General features: G+C 70.9%; 16 protein-coding genes. 2 read left to right on the top strand and 14 right to left on the bottom strand.

Annotated elements, in window-relative coordinates; genetic code table 11:
* Positions 1 to 52 precede the first annotated feature (52 nt).
* Both proB and ACFYPN_RS27265 read right to left on the bottom strand, forming a co-directional pair.
* Positions 53 to 1,180 (bottom strand): glutamate 5-kinase, encoded by a 1,128-nt coding sequence (gene proB, locus ACFYPN_RS27270; protein WP_358765864.1) that lies wholly within the window; start codon positions 1,178 to 1,180, stop codon positions 53 to 55.
* 140 nt (positions 1,181 to 1,320) lie between these two features.
* Positions 1,321 to 2,556 (bottom strand): acyltransferase family protein, encoded by a 1,236-nt coding sequence (locus ACFYPN_RS27265; RefSeq protein ID WP_389301809.1) that lies wholly within the window; start codon positions 2,554 to 2,556, stop codon positions 1,321 to 1,323.
* A 327-nt stretch (positions 2,557 to 2,883) separates the two neighbouring features.
* Here ACFYPN_RS27265 and ACFYPN_RS27260 point away from each other — a divergent pair, with 327 nt between their 5' ends.
* Both ACFYPN_RS27260 and rfbC read left to right on the top strand, forming a co-directional pair.
* On the top strand, positions 2,884 to 4,914 hold the full coding sequence (locus ACFYPN_RS27260; RefSeq protein ID WP_358765842.1) for a glycosyltransferase family 2 protein: 2,031 nt from the start codon (positions 2,884 to 2,886) through the stop codon (positions 4,912 to 4,914).
* 92 nt (positions 4,915 to 5,006) lie between these two features.
* Positions 5,007 to 5,606, top strand: coding sequence for a dTDP-4-dehydrorhamnose 3,5-epimerase (gene rfbC, locus ACFYPN_RS27255; protein ID WP_358765862.1), 600 nt, complete (start codon positions 5,007 to 5,009; stop codon positions 5,604 to 5,606).
* 173 nt (positions 5,607 to 5,779) lie between these two features.
* Here rfbC and rfbD read toward each other — a convergent pair whose 3' ends face one another.
* The 12 genes from rfbD to ACFYPN_RS27195 all read right to left on the bottom strand — a co-directional run bounded on the left by rfbD (position 5,780) and on the right by ACFYPN_RS27195 (position 24,082).
* Positions 5,780 to 6,670: a dTDP-4-dehydrorhamnose reductase gene (gene rfbD, locus ACFYPN_RS27250; protein ID WP_358765704.1), complete on the bottom strand. Its 891-nt coding sequence runs from the start codon at positions 6,668 to 6,670 to the stop codon at positions 5,780 to 5,782.
* Positions 6,667 to 7,653, bottom strand: coding sequence for a dTDP-glucose 4,6-dehydratase (rfbB, locus tag ACFYPN_RS27245; RefSeq protein ID WP_358765706.1), 987 nt, complete (start codon positions 7,651 to 7,653; stop codon positions 6,667 to 6,669). The genes rfbD and rfbB overlap by 4 nt, the downstream gene beginning before the upstream one ends.
* Positions 7,650 to 8,720: a glucose-1-phosphate thymidylyltransferase gene (locus ACFYPN_RS27240; RefSeq protein ID WP_358765708.1), complete on the bottom strand. Its 1,071-nt coding sequence runs from the start codon at positions 8,718 to 8,720 to the stop codon at positions 7,650 to 7,652. The genes rfbB and ACFYPN_RS27240 overlap by 4 nt, the downstream gene beginning before the upstream one ends.
* A 213-nt stretch (positions 8,721 to 8,933) precedes the next feature.
* Positions 8,934 to 10,166 (bottom strand): glycosyltransferase family 2 protein, encoded by a 1,233-nt coding sequence (locus ACFYPN_RS27235; protein WP_389301806.1) that lies wholly within the window; start codon positions 10,164 to 10,166, stop codon positions 8,934 to 8,936.
* A gap of 193 nt (positions 10,167 to 10,359) precedes the next feature.
* Positions 10,360 to 12,405 (bottom strand): hypothetical protein, encoded by a 2,046-nt coding sequence (locus tag ACFYPN_RS27230; protein ID WP_358765712.1) that lies wholly within the window; start codon positions 12,403 to 12,405, stop codon positions 10,360 to 10,362.
* A gap of 132 nt (positions 12,406 to 12,537) precedes the next feature.
* Complete coding sequence (locus ACFYPN_RS27225; protein ID WP_358765714.1) at positions 12,538 to 14,037, bottom strand: bifunctional cytidylyltransferase/SDR family oxidoreductase; 1,500 nt, start codon at positions 14,035 to 14,037, stop codon at positions 12,538 to 12,540.
* 511 nt (positions 14,038 to 14,548) lie between these two features.
* Positions 14,549 to 15,985 (bottom strand): GTPase ObgE, encoded by a 1,437-nt coding sequence (gene obgE / locus ACFYPN_RS27220; protein ID WP_358765716.1) that lies wholly within the window; start codon positions 15,983 to 15,985, stop codon positions 14,549 to 14,551.
* A gap of 139 nt (positions 15,986 to 16,124) precedes the next feature.
* Positions 16,125 to 16,382: a 50S ribosomal protein L27 gene (gene rpmA / locus ACFYPN_RS27215; protein WP_014045902.1), complete on the bottom strand. Its 258-nt coding sequence runs from the start codon at positions 16,380 to 16,382 to the stop codon at positions 16,125 to 16,127.
* A gap of 11 nt (positions 16,383 to 16,393) precedes the next feature.
* Positions 16,394 to 16,714 carry a 50S ribosomal protein L21 gene (gene rplU / locus ACFYPN_RS27210; protein ID WP_008738952.1) on the bottom strand — a complete coding sequence of 107 codons (321 nt, stop codon included), beginning with the start codon at positions 16,712 to 16,714 and terminating at the stop codon, positions 16,394 to 16,396.
* Between the two features lie 500 nt (positions 16,715 to 17,214).
* Complete coding sequence (locus ACFYPN_RS27205) at positions 17,215 to 21,651, bottom strand: Rne/Rng family ribonuclease (RefSeq protein ID WP_389301803.1); 4,437 nt, start codon at positions 21,649 to 21,651, stop codon at positions 17,215 to 17,217.
* 230 nt (positions 21,652 to 21,881) lie between these two features.
* Positions 21,882 to 22,661, bottom strand: a complete 780-nt coding sequence (locus ACFYPN_RS27200; protein WP_358765720.1) for a TIGR03936 family radical SAM-associated protein — start codon at positions 22,659 to 22,661, stop codon at positions 21,882 to 21,884.
* Positions 22,662 to 22,783: 122 nt separating this feature from the next.
* Positions 22,784 to 24,082, bottom strand: coding sequence for a hypothetical protein (locus ACFYPN_RS27195; RefSeq protein WP_389301801.1), 1,299 nt, complete (start codon positions 24,080 to 24,082; stop codon positions 22,784 to 22,786).
* Positions 24,083 to 24,214 lie beyond the last annotated feature (132 nt).

Here is a 24,214-nt window from a genome sequence, read left to right as displayed (position 1 = left end):
AGGCCCGGCGTGGGGCGGTTTTGGGGAAGGTCTCCGTCAGGAGGCCGGAGTTTCAGCCGATTCGGGGCGTCGAGGGGGGCATGAGAACGACGAGGTCGTCCCTGTGTACGACCTCGCGTTCGTAGGCGGGTCCGAGTTCGCGGGCCAGATCGTGCGTGGAGCGCCCCAGCAGTTGGGGGATCTCCCTGGCGTCGAAGTTGACGAGACCGCGTGCGACCGCCCGGCCGGCGGGGTCGCGCAGCTCCACGGGGTCGCCGGCCGTGAAGTCTCCGTCCACGGCGGAGATGCCCGCGGGCAGCAGCGAGGTACGGCGTTCCACGACGGCGCGTACGGCCCCTTCGTCCAGGATGAGCGCGCCCTGCGGGGCCGAGGCGTGGGCCAGCCAGAGGAGGCGGTCGGCGGAGCGGCGGCCGGTGGGGTGGAAGTAGGTGCCGGTGTCCCGGCCGGCGAGGGCGTCGGCGGCGTGCCAGGCGGAGGTGAGGACGACGGGGATGCCGGCGGCGGTGGCGATCCGGGCGGCCTCCACCTTGGTGACCATGCCTCCGGTGCCGACCCCGGCCTTGCCCGCGCTGCCGATCGCGACGCCCGCCAGGTCCTGCGGGCCGGTGATCTCGGCGATCCGTGAGGTGCCCGGGGTGCTGGGGTCGCCGTCGTAGACCCCGTCCACGTCGGAGAGGAGGACCAGGAGGTCGGCGTGGACGAGGTGGGCGACGAGGGCGGCCAGGCGGTCGTTGTCGCCGAAGCGGATCTCGTCGGTGGCGACGGTGTCGTTCTCGTTGACGACGGGCAGGGCGCCCATCTCCAGCAGCTGGTCGAGGGTGCGGTAGGCGTTGCGGTAGTGGGCGCGGCGGCTGGTGTCGTCGGTCGTGAGCAGGACTTGGCCGACGCGTACGCCGTAGCGCGCGAAGCTGGCCGTGTAGCGGGCCACCAGCAGCCCCTGGCCGACGCTGGCCGCCGCCTGCTGCCTGGCGAGGTCCTTCGGCCTGCGGTGCAGACCCAGTGGGGCGAGCCCGGCGGCGATGGCACCGCTGGAGACGAGGACGACCTCCCGTTCACCGCCGCTGCGCACCTTGGCGAGGACGTCCACGAGGGCGTCGACCCTGTCGGCGTCGAGTCCGCCCGTCGCGGTGGTGAGCGAGGAGGAGCCCACCTTGACGACGATCCTGCGGGCCTCGGTCACCTGCTGTCTTGCCACGCTCTCCGCTACCGATGTCACAGGGGCGAATCTATGCCAGTCCGGGCACCGGACGCACCGCTGTTCCGTTCCATGGACGGTGCGCACCCGCCGGGGCCGGTGGGACGGCCTTCGGCCGACGGCGTTCAGCCGGTACGGCTGCCGCTCTCCGCGAGCGTCCTGTCCCGGCCGGCGTCCGCGAACGCGGTTTCCGGCTCTCCCGGAGGAGCGGGCTGGGCGGACTGCGGGGCGGTACGGACGGTGTGCGCCCTGCCCAGGTCCTTGAGCCGCATGGCGGGCTTCTCGACCAGGTGCCAGGAAGCCGCCGCGACCGCCAGCGAACCGGCGAGCGACATCACGAGGTAGGACCAGAACCCCCAGCGGGCGAAGTCGAGGGCGGTGAGGGTCTGCTGGACGACGAACCCGTAGATGTAGACACCGTACGAGAGGTCGTTCCGGGCCCCCACGCGGCGGAACCGCCCGGGAAGCCGGATCGCGAGCCAGAGCAGCAGGTAGGCGAAGGCGGGGATGCCGACGACGAAGAAGTACCCGAAGAAGACGGTGCCGAGGAAGACCAGCAGCGCGAGGACGCCGAGCGGGTCGCTGACGGGGATGTGCCGGCGGTACGACTCGACCACCGCGCCGACCGCGAACGCGAAGGCGAGGTAGATCAGGACGTCCGGATCGAACTTGCCCATGACCGGGAAGATCTCGAAGCTCAGGGCGTAGGAGGAGTCCGCGGGACCGGCCCAGAAGCGTTCCTGCAGAGCGGGGGCGATCGCGTAGCAGCCGAGCACGACGGCCACCAGGAGCACGACCGGGCGGGCCCGGGTGAGGGCACCGGTCACGGCGAGCAGTGCGACGCCGAAGTAGCAGAACACCTCGTAGCGGAGCGACCAGAGGGCGGCGTCGATGCTGGGGCTGTGCCCGAGGCCGTCGTTCCTGGAGTGCGCGATGACGCCGGCCACGTCGTTCTGGAGCGGGGCGACCGCCCAGTTCGAGCCCAGATAGTCGAAGGGGCCCCTGGAGTGGTCCCAGAAGCCGCCCAGGCCGGAGTGCTGCGTCCAGTAGAGGAGCGGGGCGACGACGAAGGCCGTCACGGCGAGGCAGACCCAGAGACCGGGCAGCAGACGAAGGGCGCGGTGCCAGAGGAAGCGGCCCGGCGGAAGCCGCTTGCCGCTGCGGGTGACGAGTATGCCGGACAGGACGAAGAAGCCGTAGACGGAGATTTTTCCCAGGTCGGTCTGGCCGTGGCTGAACCCGTGGCCGAACTCCTTCTCACCGAAGCCCAGCACACTCGCGTGGCTGACGACGACCGCCGAGGCGAGGATCAGCCGGATGAACCCCAGGCTGTTGTTCCGGCCCTGGAAACAGTCCGCCACGGACCCGTGTGACCATCGAAGCCGGCGGGCCTCGTTACGGGTGCGCCTGATGATGACACCTCTCTCGCTGGACCGAGTGGTGAGCCTGGCCCTCCCCCGGCTCACGAGGCCCCCCGAGACGGCTCGCACATGAGTCGCTCTGGCCCGCGTGGGGCTCACAGCGCCGGAAACCTCCGTTGCACCGTACACGGCCTCCCACCCGGCCCGAACTGTTCGATGTGCCACAACCGCTATGGTGCTTCCGGGCGGCGGCCCTCGCCCTCAATCGGTCTCCGATCCCGACACCGCCTTCGCGTTCAGGGTTCCCACAAGAGATGGGACACAGTTGTGTCAGTCAAAGTCAGCGTCATCATTCCTGTGTACAACCCGGGGAAGTACATCGATCCCGCCATCGACTCGTTGCTGCGTCAGACCCTGCCCGCGAGCGAATTCGAAGTGCTGTTCGTCAATGACGGCTCGACCGACGACACGCGCGAGCGTCTCGAAAAGCTCGCGACCGAGCACCCGCACTTCCGCGTGATCACCATCCCTAATTCCGGGTGGCCGGGCAAGCCTCGCAATATCGGCGTGGCGGAAGCCAAGGGCGAATACGTCCAGTTCCTCGACCAGGACGACTATTTGGCGTCCGAGGCCCTGCTGCGCCTCTACAACATGGGACACCGCAACGGCTCCGACATCGTCATCGGCAAGGTGGCGAGCAACTTCCGCGGCGTCCCGCACGGGGTCTTCAAGGTCAACCGGGAGAAGTGCACGCTGCGTGACGCGCCGCTCTACGACAGCCTGACGCCGCACAAGATGTTCCGGACGGAATTCCTCCGCGAGAACAACATCGCCTACCCCGAGGGCAAGCGGCGCCTGGAGGACCAGCTCTACATGATGCAGGCGTACTTCCCGGCGAAGGTCGTCTCCATTCTCGGAAGTTACACCTGCTACTACTACTCACGGCGCGACGACGGCCAGAACGCCGGCTCCGCGAAGATCATCCCTTCGGGCTATTACGGGAATCTCCGTGAGGTCCTCGACGTCGTCGTCGAGAACACCGAGCCCGGCGAATTCCGCGACCTTCTGCTGCGCCGCTTCTACCGTGTGGAGATGTTGTCGCGTCTCAGCGAACCGGCTGTGCAGAAGTACACACCGGAGTACCGCGACGAGATGATCGACGCCGTCCAGCCCCTGGCACGTGACTTCATGCACGACGGCGTGCACGACGGACTCGGCCCGGTCCAGCGGCTCCGCTCCACGCTGCTGCGCAACGACGACCGTCAGGGACTGCTCCGCATCGCCTCGCTCGCGGCCTCCATCAAGGCGACCGCCCGTCTGGAGAAGTTCGCGTGGCAGCCGGACGGCCGGATCAGGCTCGACATCACCGGCCGGCTCGTCCACGGCGACGACCAGAAGCCCGTGACGCTGGTGCGCCGCGACGGCCGTCTGCACCTGCACCCCGACCTCACCGCGGACCTGCTGCCGGCCGGAGAGCTGCTGGACGTCGAGGACGACCTCGACGGCTACATGGCGGAGATCTCGCTGCGCAACCGTGAGACCGCGGTCGAGTGGCCCTGCCCCGCGAAGTTCACCTCGGAGGTCAAGGAGATCTCCTCCGGCGTCTTCGAGGTCATCCTGACCGGCCACGGCCACGTGACCTCGGAGGGCGTCAAGAACCGCGGGCGCGTCTCGCGCGGGTTCTGGGACATCTGGGTGCCGCTGCGCGGCCTCGGCGTGGTCCGCAAGGCCCGGCTCGGCGCCGACCGCGACCCCGCGGTCGACGCGGCCTGCCTGCCCGCCTCGCTGGGCTCGCCCGCCCGCGCCGTCATCCCGTACTTCACGGACCCGCACGGCAACCTCACGCTGGACGTGGCCCGGCGCGCGAAGAAGCTGGCCGAGTACCTGGAGGGCCGCCCGGTCCTGCGCACCCCCGGCAGCAAGACGGAGCTGCGCCTCGACATCGTCACCACGAGCTCCACGGCAGCCTCCGAGGCCGACCTCGTCCTGACCTCCACCGGGGGTACCGACCGGGTCCTGCCCACTACGCTCCGTCCCGTCCAGGGCCGCGCCCACGTCTCGGTGCCCGCCAAGGCAGCGGACGTTCCGCCGGGCGAGTGGAAGCTCTCGGTCCGGCTGGACGGCGCCAAGAGCGCCGGCGTGCCCCTCGCGGACGTGCGGGTCGAACGGGGCGGGAAGATCGTTCTCGTCTCGGACCTGCCTGTGGTGAGCCCCGCCATGCTGAGTGCGATGGCCTCGGCGCGCCGCAAGGCGACCGTGCGCAGCGCGCTGCGGACCGTGGGGGGCCCGATCGTCCGCCGGCTGCCCGCCAAGGCCCGTAAGAAGGCCCGCGGGCTCGCCGACAAGGTCGGGGGCTGAAGTCCGGTCGTCCGGTACCGGACGACCGCCACACAGCCTGGTCCGAGAACGTGAAGTACCCGAGAAGCGAAAAGAACAGGAACGTGAATCAGATGCGGCAGCTCGACATCGCCGGAGCCTGGGTCCAGGAGCCCAAGGTCTTCCCCGACAGCCGGGGAAGCTTCCACGAGTGGTTCCAGGCCGCCGACTTCACCGAGGCGGCCGGGCACGGGCTCCGGCTCGCCCAGGCCAACTGCTCGGTGTCGAGCCGGGGCACCCTGCGCGGCATCCACTTCGCCGACGTCCCGCCGAGCCAGGCCAAGTACGTCAAGTGCGTGCGCGGCGCGGTGCTGGACGTGATCGTGGACATCCGGGTCGGCTCCCCCACGTACAAGCAGTGGGAGGCCGTCCGGCTCGACGACGTGGACCACCACGCGGTCTACCTCTCCGAGGGGCTCGGTCACGCGTTCATGGCACTGACCGACGACGCCACCGTGGTGTACCTCTGCTCCGAGGGGTACGCCCCCGGCCGGGAGCACGGCATCAACCCGCTCGACCCGGAGCTGGGCATCGAGTGGCCCGCGGGCATCACCCCGCTGCTCTCGGACAAGGACGCAGCCGCCCCCACACTGGCCGAGGCCGAGGCCCAGGGTCTGCTGCCCTCCTTCGCGGACTGCCAGGCCTACGACGAGCAGTTGCGCGCCCGGGGCTGACCCGCGGCGGCAGCCTGACAGCGAAAACGCCCGGCAGGGACTCCTGCCGGGCGTTTTCGCTGTCCGCCGGGCCGGGGCCCCGGAAGGGCTCCGGAACGCCCACGGCCGGACCCCCGGCCCGAGAGGGCGGTGATCCGGCCGTGGGCGTGACGTGGTGACGGCTGGTCGGGCGGTCAGCCGCGCTCGGCGGCGACGAGGGCGGGGAACGCCTCCGCCAGCGCCTCGTGCCAGTCGCGCACCGGGGTGATCCCGGCGGCGGACCAGCGGTCGTGGCCGAGCACGCTGTACGCCGGGCGGGGAGCGGGCCGGACGAAGGCCTCGCTGGTGGTCGGACGGACCCGCTCGGGGTCCGCGCCCAGCAGCCGGAAGATCTCCCGGGTGAACCCGAACCAGGTCGTCTCGCCACCGCTGGTGCCGTGGTAGACCCCGGCCGGGGCGTCGCCCGCGAGCGCGGCGCGGCCGAGGGCGACCAGGCGGTCCGCCAGGTCCACGGTCCACGTCGGCTGACCCCGCTGGTCGTCGACGACATCGAGGGTGTCCTTGATGCCCTCCAGCTTGATCATCGTGCGGACGAAGTTCCCGCCGCCCGCTCCGTACAGCCAGGCCGTACGGACCACGTAGCCGGTCTCCGGGAGGGTCTCCAGCACGGCGCGCTCGCCCGCGAGCTTGGTACGGCCGTAGGCGCTGCGCGGGGCGGTGGGGGCTTCCTCGGCGTACGGCTTGCCGGCGTCGCCGGCGAAGACGTAGTCCGTGGAGACCTGGAGCAGGACGGCGCCGTGCTCCCGGCACGCTTCGGCGAGGACCTCGGGGCCCGTGCCGTTGACGCGCAGCGCGGCCTCCTCCTGGCTCTCCGCGTCGTCCACGGCCGTCCAGGCGGCGCAGTTGACGACGACCGCGGGGCGGTGCTCCGCGAACGCGGCTCGCACGGCGGCCGGGTCGGCGATGTCGAGCGTCGCACGGTCCGCCGCGACGACGACGGCGTCGGTGCCCTCGGCGGCCAGTCTCGCCAGCACGTCCCGGCCGAGCATGCCGCCGGCTCCGGTCACCAGCCAGACGGCGCTCACAGGGCGGCCCGGTCCTTCAGCGGCTCCCACCAGGCGCGGTTGTCGCGGTACCACTGCACGGTCTCGGCGAGGCCCTGCTTGAAGTCCTTGCGCGGGACGTAGCCGAGCTCCTCGCGGATCTTGGTGCAGTCCACGGAGTAGCGGCGGTCGTGGCCCTTGCGGTCCTCGACGTAGGTGACGCTGGTCTCCCAGTCGGCGCCGCAGGCTTCCAGCAGCAGGCCGGTGAGCTCCTTGTTGGAGAGCTCGGTGCCGCCGCCGATGTTGTAGACCTCGCCCGCGCGGCCCTTGGTGCGGACCAGCTCGATGCCCTGGACGTGGTCGTCGATGTGGAGCCAGTCGCGGACGTTGGCGCCGTCGCCGTAGAGCGGGACGGTCTTGCCGTCGAGCAGGTTGGTGACGAAGAGCGGGATGACCTTCTCGGGGAAGTGGTGGTGCCCGTAGTTGTTGGAGCAGCGGGTCACCCGCACGTCGAGGCCGTGGGTGCGGTGGTACGAGAGCGCGATGAGGTCGCTGGACGCCTTCGCCGAGGAGTAGGGCGAGTTGGGCTCCAGCGGGTGCGTCTCGGGCCAGGAGCCCTCGTCGATCGAGCCGTAGACCTCGTCGGTGGAGATGTGCACGAAGGTCTTGATCCCGGCCAGGTGCGCGGCGTGGATCAGGGTGTGGGTGCCGACGACGTTCGTACGGACGAACTCGGCGCCCCCGTCGATGGAGCGGTCCACGTGCGACTCGGCGGCGAAGTGCACCACCTGGTCGTGGTCGGCCATGAGCTTGCCGACGAGTTCGGCGTCGCAGATGTCGCCCTGCACGAAGGAGAAGCCCGGGTGGTCGCGGACCTCGTCGAGGTTGGCGGGGTTGCCCGCGTAGGTGAGCTTGTCCAGCACCGTGACGGTGATGTCGCCGGGGCCCTGAGCGCCGAGGACGGTACGGACGTAGTGCGAGCCGATGAAGCCGGCTCCGCCGGTCACCAGGATGTTGGTCGTCATGAGGAGATCTGCACCTTGCTGTGGTCGCCGAGGACGAGTCGGTGGGCGGACGGGTTGCGGGGCGCCGGCGTGACCTCGACGTCACGGCCGATGAGGGACGCCTCCACGCGGCGGACGCCGGTGATGGAGGCCCCCTTGAGCACGATGGAGTACTCGATCTCGCTGTCCTCGATCCGGCAGCCCTCGGAGACCGAGGTGAACGGGCCGACGTACGCGTCGCTGATGACGGAGCCGGCTCCGATGATCGCGGGACCGACGATACGGCTGCCGGTCACCTTCGCGCCCGGTTCGATCCGCACGCGGCCGATGATCTCGCTGTGCTCGTCCACCTCCGCGCCGTCCACGGTCGGCTCGACGGTCTCCAGGACGGAACGGTTGACCTCCAGCATGTCGGTGACGTTGCCGGTGTCCTTCCAGTAGCCGGAGATCGTGGTGGAGCGGACGTTGCGCTGCTGGTCGATCAGCCACTGGATGGCGTGCGTGATCTCCAGCTCGCCGCGCCAGGACGGCTCGATCGAGCGGACGGCCTCGTGGATCGCCGGCGTGAAGAGGTAGACGCCGACGAGGGCGAGGTCGCTCTTGGGCTCCTTCGGCTTCTCCTCCAGCGCGACGACGCGTCCCTCGCCGTCCAGTTCGGCGACGCCGAAGGAGGTCGGGTTGGGAACCCGGGTCAGCAGGATCTGGGCGTCGGGGCGGTCCCCGCGGAAGCCCTCGACCAGGCCGGTGATGCCTCCCACGATGAAGTTGTCGCCCAGGTACATCACGAAGTCGTCGTCGCCGAGGAAGTCGCGCGCGATGAGCACCGCGTGCGCCAGACCGAGGGGAGAATCCTGCGGGATGTAGGTGACCTTGATGCCGAGCGCGGAGCCGTCACCGACCGCTTCACGGATCTCGGCGGCGGTGTCGCCCACGATGATGCCGACCTCGGTGATACCGGCGTCGGCGATCGCTTCGAGCCCGTAGAAGAGCACCGGCTTGTTGGCGACCGGTACCAGTTGCTTCGCGGACGTGTGGGTGATCGGGCGCAGGCGGGTGCCCGCCCCGCCGGAGAGTACGAGTGCCTTCACGTGTGCTGTCCCCAAGCTGCGTGGTCGGTGGCCGGAAGCCGGATGGCAGGCGTTCCCGAGGCCGCTTTCATTCCATGGGATATTACTTCGAGTTCTCGTGCGGTTTCCCGACGAGTAACTCCGCCGCCGCACCCGGCCGTCCGCCGCGCGTTCCCGGGGTCACACCAGCCACACCGGTCACACCCGTCATACCAGTCATCCCAGTCACCCGAGTCACACCGATGCCTTCCACCGCCTCATGTCACGACGGACCCGGCGTACCACCCTGCGTGCCAGCGTGGGCGCGGTACGGTCCTGCCCCGGCTTCGGCCGCGCGGGTGGCTGCAACCGCCTGCTCACGGACCACTCCGGCACCGTCATCTCGAACACCTCGTCCGGGAGACCCGCCCCCGGCTTCCGGAAGTGCGGATAGACGAGGTAGGCGGCGTCCCCCCGGTCGGCCCGGACGATCTCCGGCGTGTGCCGGGCGGCGATGAACCGGTGTATGTCGGCGAGCAGGTCCAGCCGGCCGCGGGCGACGCACTCGATGCGGAGGCGTTCGTTCACCTTGATCAGTTTCGCGACGCCCGGGGTCCAGTACTTCGTGATCCGGCCGGCCAGCTCCAGCTTGTGGGCGCGGACCTCCTCGCTCTCCTTGACCACGCCCGGACCGAACTGCTGGATCAGCCCCACGGTGAACGGACGCGCCATCAGAAAGTCGCGCTCGGGGCCCTCGGGCACCAGCTCCGCGATGAGCTCGACCAGGGCCGTCAGTGCCTCGAACCGGGGCTCGTAGCCACCGGTGCGGGTGGCGTGCAGGCCGTCGTCGCGGCCCACCAGGTAGTAGCAGACGTACTCGGAGACGACGGAGACACCGGCGCTCCGGAGGTACGCCTCCATGGTGAAGAGGGCGTCCTCGCCGCTGCTCATCTTCTCGTCGAAGGTGATCCCGTGGCGGACCAGCAGTTCACGGCGGAAGAGCTTCTGGGCGCTGAGCGTGTAGATGACGCGGGAGTCGAAGATGTCGACCCGCTCCTGATCGTGGCGCCCCCACATGGACCCCGCCGCGCCCCGGTTGACCCCCACCATCTTGCCCAGCACCACGTCGGTACCGGCCTTGTCGGCGAGGGCGAGCATGCGTTCCAGCGCCTCGAAGCCGAGGAAGTCGTCGGCATCGAGGAAGAAGACGAACCGTCCACGCGCGCGGGCGAGGCCCACGTTGCGCGGGCCGCTCGGCCCCCCGGAGTTGGCCTGGTGGATCACCGTGGTGGAAATGGCGGTGCGAGCTGCGAATTCGTCCAAGTGGGCGCCGGTGCCGTCCGTCGACCCGTCGTCGACCGCGATGATTTCGAAACGGTCGGCAGAGAGGGTCTGCGCCTCCACGGACTGGAGGCAGCGGGTGAGGTAGGGCATGGCCTCATAAGCACCGATGATCACACTGACGTCTAAATTTCGAGTGTCGTTCACGAGTATTCATGACAGCGGACACACAGAATAAGTTGCGCCCTTCACTCAAGTGCGAAAAGTGACACACGTCACAATGGCCCGTTCTGACCCCTTTCGAGGTGAGAACGAGCCATTGAGTAACACTTTCCAGCCATTTCAGCCCTGCGGGATCGGCTGCGGTTCAGCTGGGATACGCCTACAGCTCGGCCGAGATTCAGCCACCTACGGGTTCGCCGAGATGGGCGGCCCGGAGATTGCGCGACTCTGCCCGGGCGGCCAGCGCCTGGACGGCCCGGTCGAACCGGACGAGCGAGGACGGCTCGTCGGGCCCGAGCAGGTACTCCTTCAACTCGCGCCGGCCTTCGGCCCGGTCGTCCGCGGCCGGGTCGGACACGGCCGCGAGCAGTTGGTCCAGCTCGCTCGCGTCGTTGGAGAGGATCACCGCGGCCCGGACGGCCGTGTTCTGGCGCTTGAACTCCTCCTCGCCCAGTTCGGCCGAGTCGGTCACCGCGTACGGCTTGCCGCTGGCGATGAAGTCGGAGACCACGCTGGAGATGTCCGAAACCATGGCGTCCGACTCGTTGAAGCAGTCGTACAGACGCATGGTCGATCCCGAGATCACCTGGTGCTGCCACCAGCCCCGCGAGCGCCAGTAGGCGGCGTTCCACTCGTCCCGCAGCTTCGCGGTCTCCGCCTCACGCGCCGGATCGGCCAAGGAGTTGCGCGAGAGCTCGGCCTCGTCACGAGCCGTCTCGCTCGCACCGCCGGCCAGTTGGGCCAGCCGCGCCTCGATACGGACCAGCTCGGCCGCGGCCTCGGCCTGCTCACCCCGGAGGGCCTCGCTCTCCGCGGCCCAGCGCGGGTCGGTGGCGCGGCGGGCGGCCGCCTCCTCGATCATCGCGGTGATCCGCAGGTGTGCGGCGGCGGCCTTGCGGCTGCGGGTGCCGGTGAACGGGTGCGGCTTGTAGAGCACCCGGACGGGCTTCTCGGACTCCAGCAGCCGGCGGACGATGTTCTCGCCGGCGAGCAGCAGCGAAGTGTTGCCCGGGTTGTCGTCCCAGCCCTCCCAGGTGGGCGCGTACAGCACGGTCGGGATGGGGTTCTTCGGGGTACCGGTCCAGGTGTCGATGGTGGCCAGCTGCGGCCGTCCCACCTCCACGATGTCCTCGTCGCGGACGCCGACGTCGGCCAGCGCGTAACGGTCGCGACCGGCCCGGCCCGCCGTCCAGACCTCGTCGTACGCCTTGCTGTACGGGTTGACGCTGGCCAGCTTGTCGCTGTCGCCGTGCCCGATGAAGACGTGCTTCATGGTCGGCACGCGCAGCATGTGGATGTTCTTGCCGACGTTGGCCGCGTAGAGCGCGACCCGCACCGTCGAGAGGTCCATGTTCATCAGGTGCACGCCGCCGGGGACGCAGAGGACCGGGACGGAGGTCCCGGCGAGCTGCGGGACGATGGCCCGCTCGCGCAGCAGGATCAGCGGCCGGCCGTCAAGCCGGCCCATCGTCTCCAGCCACATGTTGGCCTGGTAGGCCGAGTCCCTGGAGCCGGAGAAGTAGAGGACGACCGTCGGCTTGTACTCCTGCAGCCAGGTGTCGACGGCCGCGAGGATCTTGGCCTCCGGCGGTACGAGCCGGCTGGGCCGTACGTACGGCAGCAGCGCGAGGATGTAGACGGCCGCCAGGAAGAGCGTCACCGCGAGGCCCGCGTAGGCGAACGCCCGGGTGCCGGATTGAAGTGCGACCAGCACGCCCACCATGGCGAACAGGTCGAGGTGGAGCATCTTCTCGGCGGGACGGCTCATCAGCAGCCGTGGCGGGGCGTCCCCTATCCCGACGGGGCCGAGGTCGATGTTCCGGGTGACCACCGGCAGCTTGCGGCGGAGACGGACGAGGGTCACCATCGCGCTCTGCGGCGCCTGGAGCCCGTAGAACGCCAGGAGGCAGGCGACCGTCGTGTAGAAGATCGCCCCCTCGCCGTACCCCATGCGCGACATGAGCAGGATCAGGAGCAGTTCACGCACCAGGAAGCGGATCGACAGGCCGGCCCGGACGGCGGCGAGGCGATTGATGAGATAACTGCCGCAGTGGTGCAGATACCGGTCGGCCAGATACGTCGCAAGGACCGCTGCGGCGAAGAACCAGATATTGGGAATTATCGCCGCGAGCATGATGCACGGGAATCCCAGGGCCAGGAGAATTGCGGCTGCGAGTTCAGAGCCGCTGCCCACTCTCGCCACGCGAATGGCTTTCGAAAACACGAAGTACCGCTCCCGAGGGTTCCGACTAATACCTTGCGGGGGAATTGTGAAGAATGAGATTCATGCATTCGGACCCCTGCCTTTCACGTGAAGTGAACGACAGGGGTCCGAAAGGTGGATTGTCAATCAGTATTACACATCGGCCTGACGGTCCAACACGCCGGCCAGCGCCTGCTCGAAGCCCGACGCCTCGGAGGCGCCCCGGGTCGGGTCCTGCTGCCGGACGTCGATGACATGTCCGGTCATCTCGGACAGCAGGACGTCGAGCGAGGTACGGGCGACCGCCTCGGAGGAGAGCAGCGAGTCGGCCGGCTCGTCGCCGAAGGCCTTCGTACGCATCGGTGTGGCGGTGCGCTCCGGGTTCACGCAGTTCACCCGCACCCCGTCGGCGGCCCATTCGTCCGAGAGCGCCTGGGTGAGGTTCACCATGGCGGCCTTGGTGGAGGAGTACAGGCTGTACTCGGCACGGCCCCGGGTGTAGCTGCTGGAGGTGTAGAGCAGCAGCTGGCCCTTGGTCTCGGAGAGGAACTTGTACGAGGCGCGGGCGATCTGGACCGGCGCGAGGTAATTGACGTTCAGCGCTTCCTGGATCGTCGCGGTGTCCGTCTCGGCCAGCTTGCCGATCCGCAGCACTCCGGCGGTGTTGACGACGTAGTCGACCCGTCCGGTCTCCGCGTAGGCCGTGGAGAGCGCGGCGTCGATGTGCTCCGGGTTCTCCACGTGCGTACCGGTCGTGGACCGGCCGAGCGCGTAGACCTTGGCGCCGAACGACTCGGCGAGCGCGGCGATGTCCGCGCCGATGCCGTAGGAGCCGCCGAAGACGACCATGGTCTTCCCGGTCAGCGCCTCCCGGTAGGCCGCGTCGTCGGCGGGCGACGGCACGGCCGTGGACGCCAGCTGGAAGAGCTTGTCCGCGATGAAGACGTCGACCGGCTGCGTCACCTTCATGTTGTACTCGTCGCCGGCAACGACGTAGATCGGTACGTCGGGCAGGTACTTCAGGACCACCGAGCAGTCGTCGGTGGCCTGGAAGTTCGGGTCGCCCGACGCGACCTGGTAGGCCCGGCGGATGGTGGAGAGCTTGAACGCCTGCGGAGTCTGGCCACGGCGCAGGCGGGAGCGGTCGGGCACCTCGGTGATGAACTCGCCGTCGCCGCCGTGCGTACGGGTCACGATGATCGTGTCCGCGGACGGGATGGCGACGTCCACCGCCTCGTACCGCCCGAGGGCGTCCACGCAGTCGGTGATCACGCGCTGGGACAGCAGGGGGCGCACGGCGTCGTGGAAGAGGACGTTGCGGTCCTCGCCCTCAGCCAGGCCCTCGCCGAGCACGGAGATGGCCCGCTCGGTGGTCTCGTTGCGCGTCGCCCCGCCCTCGATGACCTGGACCACCTTGGTCAGGCCGGCCTTCGCGACGATCTTCTCGACGTCGGCGACATAGCCGGGCGTCATCAGCACGATGATGTCGTCGATCGACTCGGACTGCTGGAAGATCGACAGGGTGTGCTCGATGACAGCCTTGCCTGCGATCTTCAGCAGCTGCTTGGGGATGGACAGTCCCACGCGCTGACCGGTACCTCCGGCTAGCACGACTGCTGTGGTACGGGCTTGGGCTATGTGCTGCACAGACACAGACGACCTACCTTGCGAGGGCTCGGGAACCCCCCGATGGTTGCACTCTCCGTTACCATCTCGCAAGGTGGACGTCGAGTGGCCGTCGCATGGACGACACCCACCGTTCCCGTGTGAGCAGGGCCGTTACCTGCGAAGGTGCCTCACGAGCAGGTGACCGACGCCACACGATTGAGCGTCCGGCGGCCCGCCTGAGCGGTGCGGACCGCCCTGCCGTTTCACCCGACCGGCCGACGGTTCCCGCCGCGGCTCACCCGTCCGGGCGTACGGCGACCGTCGGTTACGCGCGCCCGCTTCCGGCCGCGCCAGCGGCGCGACGGGCGCTTCGGGGTGCTGGGATGCCGGGGTGCGGGACCGCCCCCGGTGCGGCACGAGGCACGAGCCCCCGGATACCCCCGGAAACACGCGAGGGCCCCTCCACCCGCGACCGCGCGGGCCCTTGGGCCCTGCTGGGGTCGCCGGTGAAGGGGCCCGCACCGGGCGGCGCGTGCCCCGGTGCTCCTCACACGGTTTAGAAGGGGTCGAACTCGTCGTACTCCTTCTGCGAGTCGTCCCGCTCGGCGTCGCGGTCCCGGCGGCGCTGCGCGGCCGGGCGGGGGGCCTCCATACGGTGGTCCTCGCCACGGCGGCCGAGCATCTCGGCTCCGGCCATCATCGTCGGCTCCCAGTCGAAGACGACCGCGTTCTCCTCGGGGCCGATGGCCACGCCGTCACCCGCCCGGGCGCCGGCCTTCATCAGGGCCGTCTCCACCCCGAGCCGGTTCAGCCGGTCCGCGAGGTACCCGACGGCCTCGTCGTTGCTGAAGTCGGTCTGGCGCACCCAGCGCTCGGGCTTCTCGCCGCGCACCCGGTAGATGCCCTCTTCGTCGACGGCCACGGTGAACCCGGTGTCGTCGACGGCCTTCGGGCGGATGACGACGCGGGTCGCCTCCTCCTTGGGCTTGGCGGCACGCGACTCGGCGACGATCCCGGCGAGCGCGTACGAGAGCTCGTTGAGGCCCTTGTGCGCGAGGGCGGAGACCTCGAAGACGCGGTAGCCGCGCGACTCCAGCTCCGGACGGATCATGTCGGCCAGGTCCTGGCCGTCCGGGATGTCGACCTTGTTCAGGACGACGATGCGGGGCCGGTCCTCCAGGCCGCCGTACTGGCGCAGCTCCTCCTCGATGGTGTCGAGGTCGGAGACGGGGTCGCGGTCGGACTCCAGCGTCGCCGTGTCCAGCACGTGCACGAGCACCGAGCAGCGCTCGACGTGGCGGAGGAACTCCAGGCCCAGCCCGCGGCCCTGGCTGGCGCCGGGGATGAGGCCGGGGACGTCAGCGATGGTGTAGACGTTCGCACCGGCGGTGACGACACCGAGGTTGGGGACGAGCGTGGTGAACGGGTAGTCCGCGATCTTCGGCTTGGCGGCCGAGAGCACCGAGATCAGCGAGGACTTGCCCGCGCTCGGGTAGCCGACCAGCGCCACGTCGGCGACGGTCTTGAGCTCCAGGACGATGTCCCTCGACTCGCCGGGCTCACCGAGGAGCGCGAAGCCGGGCGCCTTGCGGCGGGCCGAGGCCAGCGCGGCGTTGCCGAGGCCGCCGCGGCCACCCTGTCCGGCGACGAAGGTCGTGCCCTGGCCGACCAGGTCGGCGAGGACGTTGCCCTCCTTGTCGAGGACGACGGTGCCGTCCGGCACGAGCAGGACCAGGTCCTGGCCGTCCTTGCCCGAACGGTTGTCACCCGCGCCGGGCTGGCCGCTGGTGGCCTTGCGGTGGGGGTGGTGGTGGTAGTCGAGCAGGGTGGTCACGGCCTGATCGACGACGAGGGTCACATCGCCGCCGCGTCCGCCGTTGCCGCCGTCGGGTCCGCCGAGGGGCTTGAACTTCTCACGGTGGACGGAGGCACAGCCGTGGCCTCCGTTACCCGCGGCGGCATGGAGCTCGACGCGGTCCACGAAGGTGGTCATGGTGGGTGCCTCCAGGTACTGCTATCTACGGATGTGTCTCTGATGTAACACGCCGAGGGCGGACCCGCTTCCCCGTCGACCGGGAAAGCTGCGATCCGCCCTCGGAAGGTGTTGCGCCGTTACCGTGTTCGCCGGAAAGTCAGGCGGCGACGGGAACGATGTTGACGACCTTGCGGCCGCGGTGCGTACCGAACTCCACCGCACCGGCGGTCAGCGCGAACAGCGTGTCGTCGCCGCCACGGCCGACGCCCGTGCCCGGGTGGAAGTGGGTGCCGCGCTGGCGGACCAGGATCTCACCGGCGTTGACGGCCTGACCGCCGAAGCGCTTCACGCCGAGCCGCTGAGCGTTGGAGTCGCGCCCGTTCCGAGTGGACGATGCGCCCTTCTTGTGTGCCATGTCTCAGTCCCTTACTTCGCAGCCGCGGGGATACCGGTGACCTTGATCGCCGTGTACTGCTGGCGGTGACCCTGGCGACGGCGGTAGCCGGTCTTGTTCTTGTACCGAAGGATGTCGATCTTGGCACCCTTGTGGTGGTCCACGATCTCGGCCTGGACCTTGATGCCGGCCAGGACCCACGGGTCGCTGGTCACGGCGTCGCCGTCGACCACGAGCAGGGTCGAGAGCTCGACCGTGTCGCCAACCTTGGCAGTGGAAATCTTGTCAACCTCAACGATGTCACCGACAGCAACCTTGTGCTGGCGGCCACCGCTGCGCACGATGGCGTACACGCGGATCTCTCTCTCGCTCGGAACGGATCCCCCTGATGCCAGCCGCTCTCACGGGCCGGGGCCCGTGACGATCCGGAAGGATGAGCGGCCTCTCCTGGCGCGGAACCGCACCGGGAGGGATGTGCTCAGGGGTAGGCGCACAGAAAAACACGCCGAGAGGCAAGGCTACGGGGCCACCGCCCGGCGGGTCAAACCGCCCCCGGGGTGAGACACCCGCGCGCCCGTGCGGCGTACGGGGTCTTCCGCCCGGAGACCCGGCGGCGCCCGGCGGGAGCGGCCTCTCCGAAAGCCCCACGGAGCCGTGAGCGGCCCGGACGGGCCCCGGGAAGTCCGTGGGGCCCCTCGGGTCCCCGCACCGGACACGCGCGGCCCGGACGGACCTCCGGAAGTCCGTGGCCCCTCGGGGTCCCCGCACCGACACGCGCGGCCCGGGACGCACCGGTGGGCCGCTTCCCGCGTCGGGGAGACGGCCCACCGGTGATGACGTGGTCAGCCCGAGGTCACTCCTCGGACGAACCGGCCGACGTCTGCTCGGCGGCGACGGCCTTCTTGGTCGCCCGCTTCGCCGGCGCCTTCTTGGCCGTCGTCGTCTTCTTCGCGGTCGTCGTCTTCTTGGCCGCCGTCGTCTTCTTCGCGGCCGCTGCCTTGGCCGGGGCCGCCTTCTTCGCCGGAGCCTTCTTCGCGGTCTTGCGCGCCGTCGTCTTCTTGGCGGGCGCGGCGTCCTCGGCCGGAACGTCAGCGGCCTCGGCCGGAACATCGGCAACCTCGTCCGCGGCGGCGGGCGTACCCGTCACGACGACGATCTCCGCCTGCTCGGCACCCGACGGCGAACCCGCCGGAGCGGTCGCCTTACGGGTCGCCCTGCGGCGGGCCCGCGGCGCGGCCGGAGCCGCTGCCTCGGAGGCCGGGGCCTCCGCGACGGGTGCGGGTGCCTCGATGACCGGTGCCTCGACGACCGGGTCCTCGACAGCCACCGGGTCCACGGTGGGCTCCACCGTCACCGGCTCCGCCGGGGCGGCCTGCTGCGGCGAACCCGCCGGAGAGGTCGCCTTACGGGTCGCCCTGCGGCGCCCCCGGCCCTGCGGCGCGGCCTCGGCCTCGGGTGCCACCGGAGTCTCCTCCACCGGCTCCACGACCGGCTCGGCGACGGGCGCGACGACCGGCTCGACGATCTCCGCCGGCTGCTGCTCCTCGGCGACCGGCGCCTGAGCGGCGACCGGCGTCCGAGCGGCACCCCGGGGAGCGCCGGCCGGAGCCGACGCCCTGCGGGTCGCCCGACGACGCCCACGGCCACGCGAAGCCGCTGCCTCCGCCTCGGCGGGGCTGCTGTACAGCTCCTCGTCCGGGACGAACTCCGGCTCCGGCAGCGCCACCGGCTCGGCCACCTCGGCGGCGACCTCCGCCAGGGACTCGTGCTCGTCGTGCTCCTGCTCGTCGTGCTCGTGCTCGTCGTGCTCGTGCTCGTGCTCGTCGTGCTCGTGCTGGTGGTCCTGGTCGTGACCGGCCGCGCCGCGGCCGCGCTTCTTGGACCGCTTGCCGCCACCGCCGCCACCGGACGTCGTGGGCTGTTCCATGTGCACGATCACGCCGCGCCCGTTGCAGTGGACGCAGGTCTCGGAGAACGACTCAAGCAGACCCTGGCCGACCCGCTTACGGGTCATCTGGACGAGCCCCAGCGACGTCACCTCGGCGACCTGGTGCTTCGTACGGTCGCGTCCCAGGCACTCCAGCAGGCGCCGGAGCACGAGGTCGCGGTTGGACTCCAGCACCATGTCGATGAAGTCCACGACGACGATGCCGCCGAGGTCGCGCAGCCGCAGCTGACGCACGATCTCCTCGGCCGCCTCCAGATTGTTCTTGGTGACGGTCTCTTCGAGGTTGCCGCCCTGACCGGTGAACTTGCCGGTGTTGACGTCGACGACGACCATCGCCTCGGTCTTGTCGATCACCAACGAACCGCCGCTCGGCAGGTAGACCTTGCGGTCCAGCGCCTTCATCAGCTGCTCGTCGATGCGGTACGTCGCGAAGATGTCCACCTCGGACGTCCAGCGCGACAGACGGTCCGTCAGGTCGGGGGCGACCTGCGAGACGTATCCGTAGATCGTCTCCCAGGCGTCGTTCCCGCTGACGATGACCTTGGAGAAGTCCTCGTTGAAGATGTCGCGGACGACCCGGACGGTCATGTCCGGCTCGCCGTAGAGCAGCGTCGGCGCGTTGGAGCTGCCGGTGGCACGCGACTTCTGCTGGATCTCCTCCCACTGGCCCTGGAGACGCTCGACGTCGCGGCGGAGCTCGTCCTCGCTCGCACCCTCGGCGGCGGTGCGCACGATGACGCCCGCGTCCTCGGGGACGATCTTCTTGAGGATGGTCTTCAGCCGGGCGCGCTCGGTGTCCGGGAGCTTGCGGCTGATGCCGGTCATCGAGCCCTCGGGCACGTAGACGAGGTAGCGGCCGGGCAGGGAGACCTGGCTGGTCAGACGGGCGCCCTTGTGGCCGATCGGGTCCTTCGTCACCTGGACGAGCACCGACTGGCCGGACTTGAGCGCGGTCTCGATGCGACGCGGCCCGTGGGCCATGCCGAGTGCCTCGAAGTTGACCTCACCGGCGTACAGCACGGCGTTGCGGCCCTTGCCGATGTCGACGAACGCGGCCTCCATCGACGGCAGCACGTTCTGGACCTTGCCCAGGTAGACGTTGCCGACGTAGCTGGTCGCCTGCTCCTTGTTGACGTAGTGCTCGACGAGCACGTCGTCCTCGAGGACACCGATCTGGGTCCGCTCGCCGCTCTGGCGGACGACCATGACCCGCTCGACGGCCTCGCGGCGGGCCAGGAACTCGGCCTCGGTGATGATCGGGACGCGGCGACGGCCCTGCTCGCGGCCCTCGCGGCGGCGCTGCTTCTTCGCCTCCATGCGGGTCGAGCCCTTGATGGACTGGACCTCGTCGAAGCCGGTACCGGGCTCGCGCTCGGCCGACTCCCGGCTCCGGCGCTCGCGCGGCTCGCGAACCTTGACGACCGTACGCTCCGGGTCGTCGGAACCGCCGGAGCCGTGGGCTCCGTTGTCGGTGCCGTTGTCGACCCCGTCACCGCTGCGACGGCGACGACGACGGCGACGACGGCTGCTGCTGGAACCGCCGGCGGCGGAGTCGTGGCGCTCGTCGTCCTCGTCGGCGTCGTCATCATCCGCGTCGGCGTGGGAGAGGACCGGCTGGTCCTCGTCGGCATGGTCGGCGGAGGTGTCGGACACGGCGGAGTGCTCGTTGTCGTAGCCCTCGTCACCGTCGCCCACGTCTCCGCGGCGGCGGCGCCGGCCACCGCGACGGCGGCGGCGGGAGGGGCGGTCGCCGTACTCGTTGTCGTCGGCGGCCTCGTGCTCCGCCTCGGTGTCGGTCGCGTCCTCGGGCTCGGGCTCGGGCTCGGGCTCGAGCTCCGTCTCCGGCTCGACGGGCGCGACGGTCTGCTCGGCCTCGGGGGCCTCGCCGCGACGGCGGCGACGGCGGCGAGGGGTCTGTCCGGCGGGCTCGACGGGCGCGGGCGCCTCGACGACCTGCTGCTGCACCTCCTCGACCTCGTCGGTCTCGTCCTCCGGCTCGACGTACGGCGGAGCGGCGGCAGCCGCAGCGGCGGCGGTCTCCGGCGTCTGGAACATGGGCTCGGAGAACACCGGAGCCTGGAAGACGGCCACGGCCGGGCGCGTGGCGCGCCGTCCACGGCGGACGGGCTCCTCGGTGGCGGTGAACGCCGGGCGGGAGGAGGGAGCGATCGGGCGGGAGGAGGGAGGGTTGGTGCGGGAGGAGGGAGCGATCGGGCGGGAGGAGGGAGGGTTGGTGCTGGAGGAGGGAGCGATCGCGCTGGGGGCGGGATCGGCCGCGCTGGGGGCGGTATCGGCCGGGCGTCCGGCGGGGGCCGTGGCGCGGCGGCGCTGACGGCCGCGCGGCGCGGATTCCGCGACCTCCTCGGGCTCGGCGGCGAGCTCCTCGGCGACGGCCTCGGGCAGGGCCTCCCCGACCGGCTCGGCGGGTTCGGCGGCGGCCTGCGGCGCACCGGCGGGCGAGGTCGCCTTGCGGGAGGCGCGACGACGACCTCGTGGTGCCTCGGCGACCGGCTCGGCCTCCTCGACGACGGCCTCGGCCGGCGCGGGGGTCTCGACCACGATCTCCTCGGCGGCCTCCTGCTCGGCGGCCTGCGGGGCACCCGCCGGGGCGGTCGCCTTACGGACGGCGCGACGACGACCACGCGGCGCCGGAGCCTCCACGGGCTCCTCCGCGGCCTGCTCCTCGACCGGAGCAACGGAAGCGGCGGAAGCGGCGGAAGCCACCGGAGCCTCCACGACCTCGGCCACCGGGGCCGCCTGCGGCGCACCGGCCGCGGAAGTCGCCTTACGGACCGCCCGACGACGACCACGCGGCGCCTCGGCCTGCTCCACGACGGCCTCGGCCGGCGCGGGGGTCTCGACCCCGATCTCCTCGACGGCCTCCTGCTCGGCGGCCTCCTGTTCGACGGCCTGCGGGGCACCCGCCGGGGCGGTCGCCTTACGGACGGCGCGACGACGACCACGCGGCGCCGGAGCCTCCACGGGCTCCTCCGCGGCCTGCTCCTCGACCGGAGCGGCGGAGGCCACCGGGGCCTCCACGACCTCGGCCACCGGGGCCGCCTCGACGGCCCCCTGCGGCGCACCGGCCGCGGAAGTCGCCTTACGGACCGCCCGACGACGCGGGCGGGCCGGAGCCGCCGCGTCGGCGGCCTCTGCCTCGATCTGGACGTGCTGTGCCTCGGCCTCGGCGGCCGGTACCCCGTCGTGCGTCTTCGCGGCACCGCCGGACGGCGGGCCTGCGGGGCGGGAAGCGGCGCGGCGCCTGCGGCGCGGCGGCAGCTTGTCCCCGGGGGTGTTCTCTTCGTTGTTTCCGGTCGTGCCGGATTCGGTCGGCTCAAGCATGCGGGCGGTTCTCCCGTCGCGCTCCCGGGCGCCGCGCCTGGTCCGGTCCGGCGGGGCCGTCGCGTGGTGCGCGACCCCGCTGTCCGGGGCGCGGGCGCCGCACGGGAGCTGATGTCTGGCTCGCCGGTTCCCTACGCGTGGTGCGCACGGCCTGGCGAAAGTCTTCTGGTCAGTGCGCGGCCCGACCCCGGTGGATACCCGGGTCGCGGGGCCGCGCTACAACGACCGCCTTACGCGGAACCCGAACCTTCAGGCGCCGTCGCGACACTCCCGGGGGCCGCCGCTGGGACGGCCGGGGGTGCGTCGCGGTCGGGCGCGAGCGGGTCGGTCACCGTGCCGGACTCCTCGTCGAAGAGCCCCTGCGCCAGCCTGGTCACCGCTACGGGGACCGGCGGCGCCAGGTCGGCCACGGCTCGGAGACCGGACAGGACGTCGTCGGGTCGTACGGCGGGTGTCATGTGCCGCACTACCAGGCGCAGTATCGCACAGGCGGTGTCCACGGACCCATCGGGCCGTGGATCGAGGGCTTGCAGATCGACCACGGCCTCGCGGGCGTCGAAGGTACGCATACCGTTCTTCGCCCGTCGCTGGACCTCGACCGTTTCGGCGGCGAGGAAGGCGGCCACGGCCCGTTCGGCGTCCTGGACGGTCACGCCGTCCAGGCGCATCTCCCAGACGGAGGCGGTCAGCCGGTCGGCGAGCCCGGAGGTCCGGGCTTCCACGGCGTCGGTGATGTCGAGGCCGTCCGGCAGGGACTCGTTGAGGAGGTCGCGCAGGACCTGCGGGTCACGGTGCTCGGCGAGCGCGATCTCCAGGAACTCGGCCTCGCTGCCGGTGCCGGTCGGAGCCGCGTTGGCGTACGAGACCTTGGGGTGCGGGGTGAAGCCCGCCGAGTAGGCCATGGGTACCTCGGAGCGGCGCAGAGCCCGCTCGAAGGCACGTTGGAAGTCTCGGTGGCTGGTGAACCGGAGGCGGCCGCGCTTGGTGTAGCGCAGTCGGATGCGCTGCACCGCCGGTGCTGGCGGCGGGCCTTCGGGCTGTCGCTTGCCCAGTGGTTCTTCTCCTCGGTGCGGGGCGGGCGCGGTGGCGCGCCGCCCACGAAGTACAGGTCGTCACGGGGGGCCGCTCCGGCTCACCCCCTCCGGCTCGTGGTTCCGCCGGGGAGGGAGATCTCGGGTGCGGGCGCCGCGCCGTGCACGGGTGTCGCATGGTGCTCCTCACCCAGAGTACGCGCAGTAACCCTCCCCGCTCCGCCGACCTCATGTTTCGCCGGTCCGCCGATGAGCGCGTGCCAGGCGTCCCGCCGTGCCTGGCGGACGGCCTCACGTGCGGTACGCACCGTGTCGCGCACCGCCCGCCCGGTCGCCGAGACGGCCTTCCGGGCGGGCGTCCACACCCAGTCCCGCACGACGTGCCCGACCGGAGTGCAGAGGGTGCGGTAACACCGGACCAGGGGGGTGACGAGCAGGGTGCGGAGCAGCCACGCCAGTGCCCGCCCGATCGCGCGGCTGATCATGCCGGTGACCCGCCAGGCCACCACGACTGCCGCCCCGGTCTCGCGCAGCACCGGGAGGAGGACGCGAGCCCAGAGCCAGGCCACGGGTACGGCGACCAGCACCCGCGACGACCACACCACGCCGTGCCCCAGGGCGCGGAGCAGCCGGATCGTGCCCCGTCCGAGCGGGGTGAGCACCGATCGCCAGGACCGGACGAGCGGCACCACCAGCACGGTGCGGGCCAGCCAGGCGGCGGCGAGCGCGAGGGGGGTCAGCACGTACCGCCACGCGAAGACGGAGGGCAGGACGAAGAGCGCGATGCCGAGCCACCGCACCGCCGTGAGCAGTCCGCGTCCCAGCGGGGTCACCACGGAGCGGTACAGGCTCCGCAGCCCGTGTCCGGCCGGAGCGAGGACCGCGCGGTACAGCCACCGGAGGGGCCCGACGATCCCGTACCGGACCAGCGGGACCAGCACGTGACGCCGGAGCGCGATCACCGGCCACACGGTCAGCGCCCAGGCCACCAGGACGAGCGCACGGGCGACCGGGGCGAGCACGGCGCGGTACAACCACACACCCGGGAGGACCACCAGGTACCGCCACACCCACACGGCCGGAACGACCACCAGGGACGTCCACGCCCAGGAGAGAGGGGCGACCACCAGGTGTCGCCAGGCCCATGACAGGCCACGGCCCAGTGGGCGCAGCAGCCCCCGGTGCAGGGCGCGGGACGCGAGGACGAGGAGGTCCCGGACCAGCCGCACCGGCAGTACGACGAGCACGGCGACGATCCGGACCGGGACGCGGATCAGCTGGACGAGGCAGCCGTCTCCCGGCTCGTACCCGGCGGGTGCCTGGTGCCGGCCGTATCCGGGTCGCTGCCGCGGAACCCCCGCCCCCGACGCACCGCCGCCGGGGTCCTTCTCGCTGTCCATGACGACCACCATGCGAAAGGCCCGCCCCGGGGAGATCGGCGGTTTCTAGGGGTCGTCGCAACACGTGGTTGTGTTGATCAGGCCGCGAGTAGTTTATGCAGGCGCTCGGCTGGGGTTTCCCAGCCGAGCGTT

The sequence above is a fragment of the Streptomyces sp. NPDC005576 genome, assembly GCF_042871745.1.
Lineage (GTDB): Bacteria > Actinomycetota > Actinomycetes > Streptomycetales > Streptomycetaceae > Streptomyces.
Note: the sequence above shows the minus strand (reverse complement) of the source record. Positions and strands in the feature narration are given on the sequence as shown.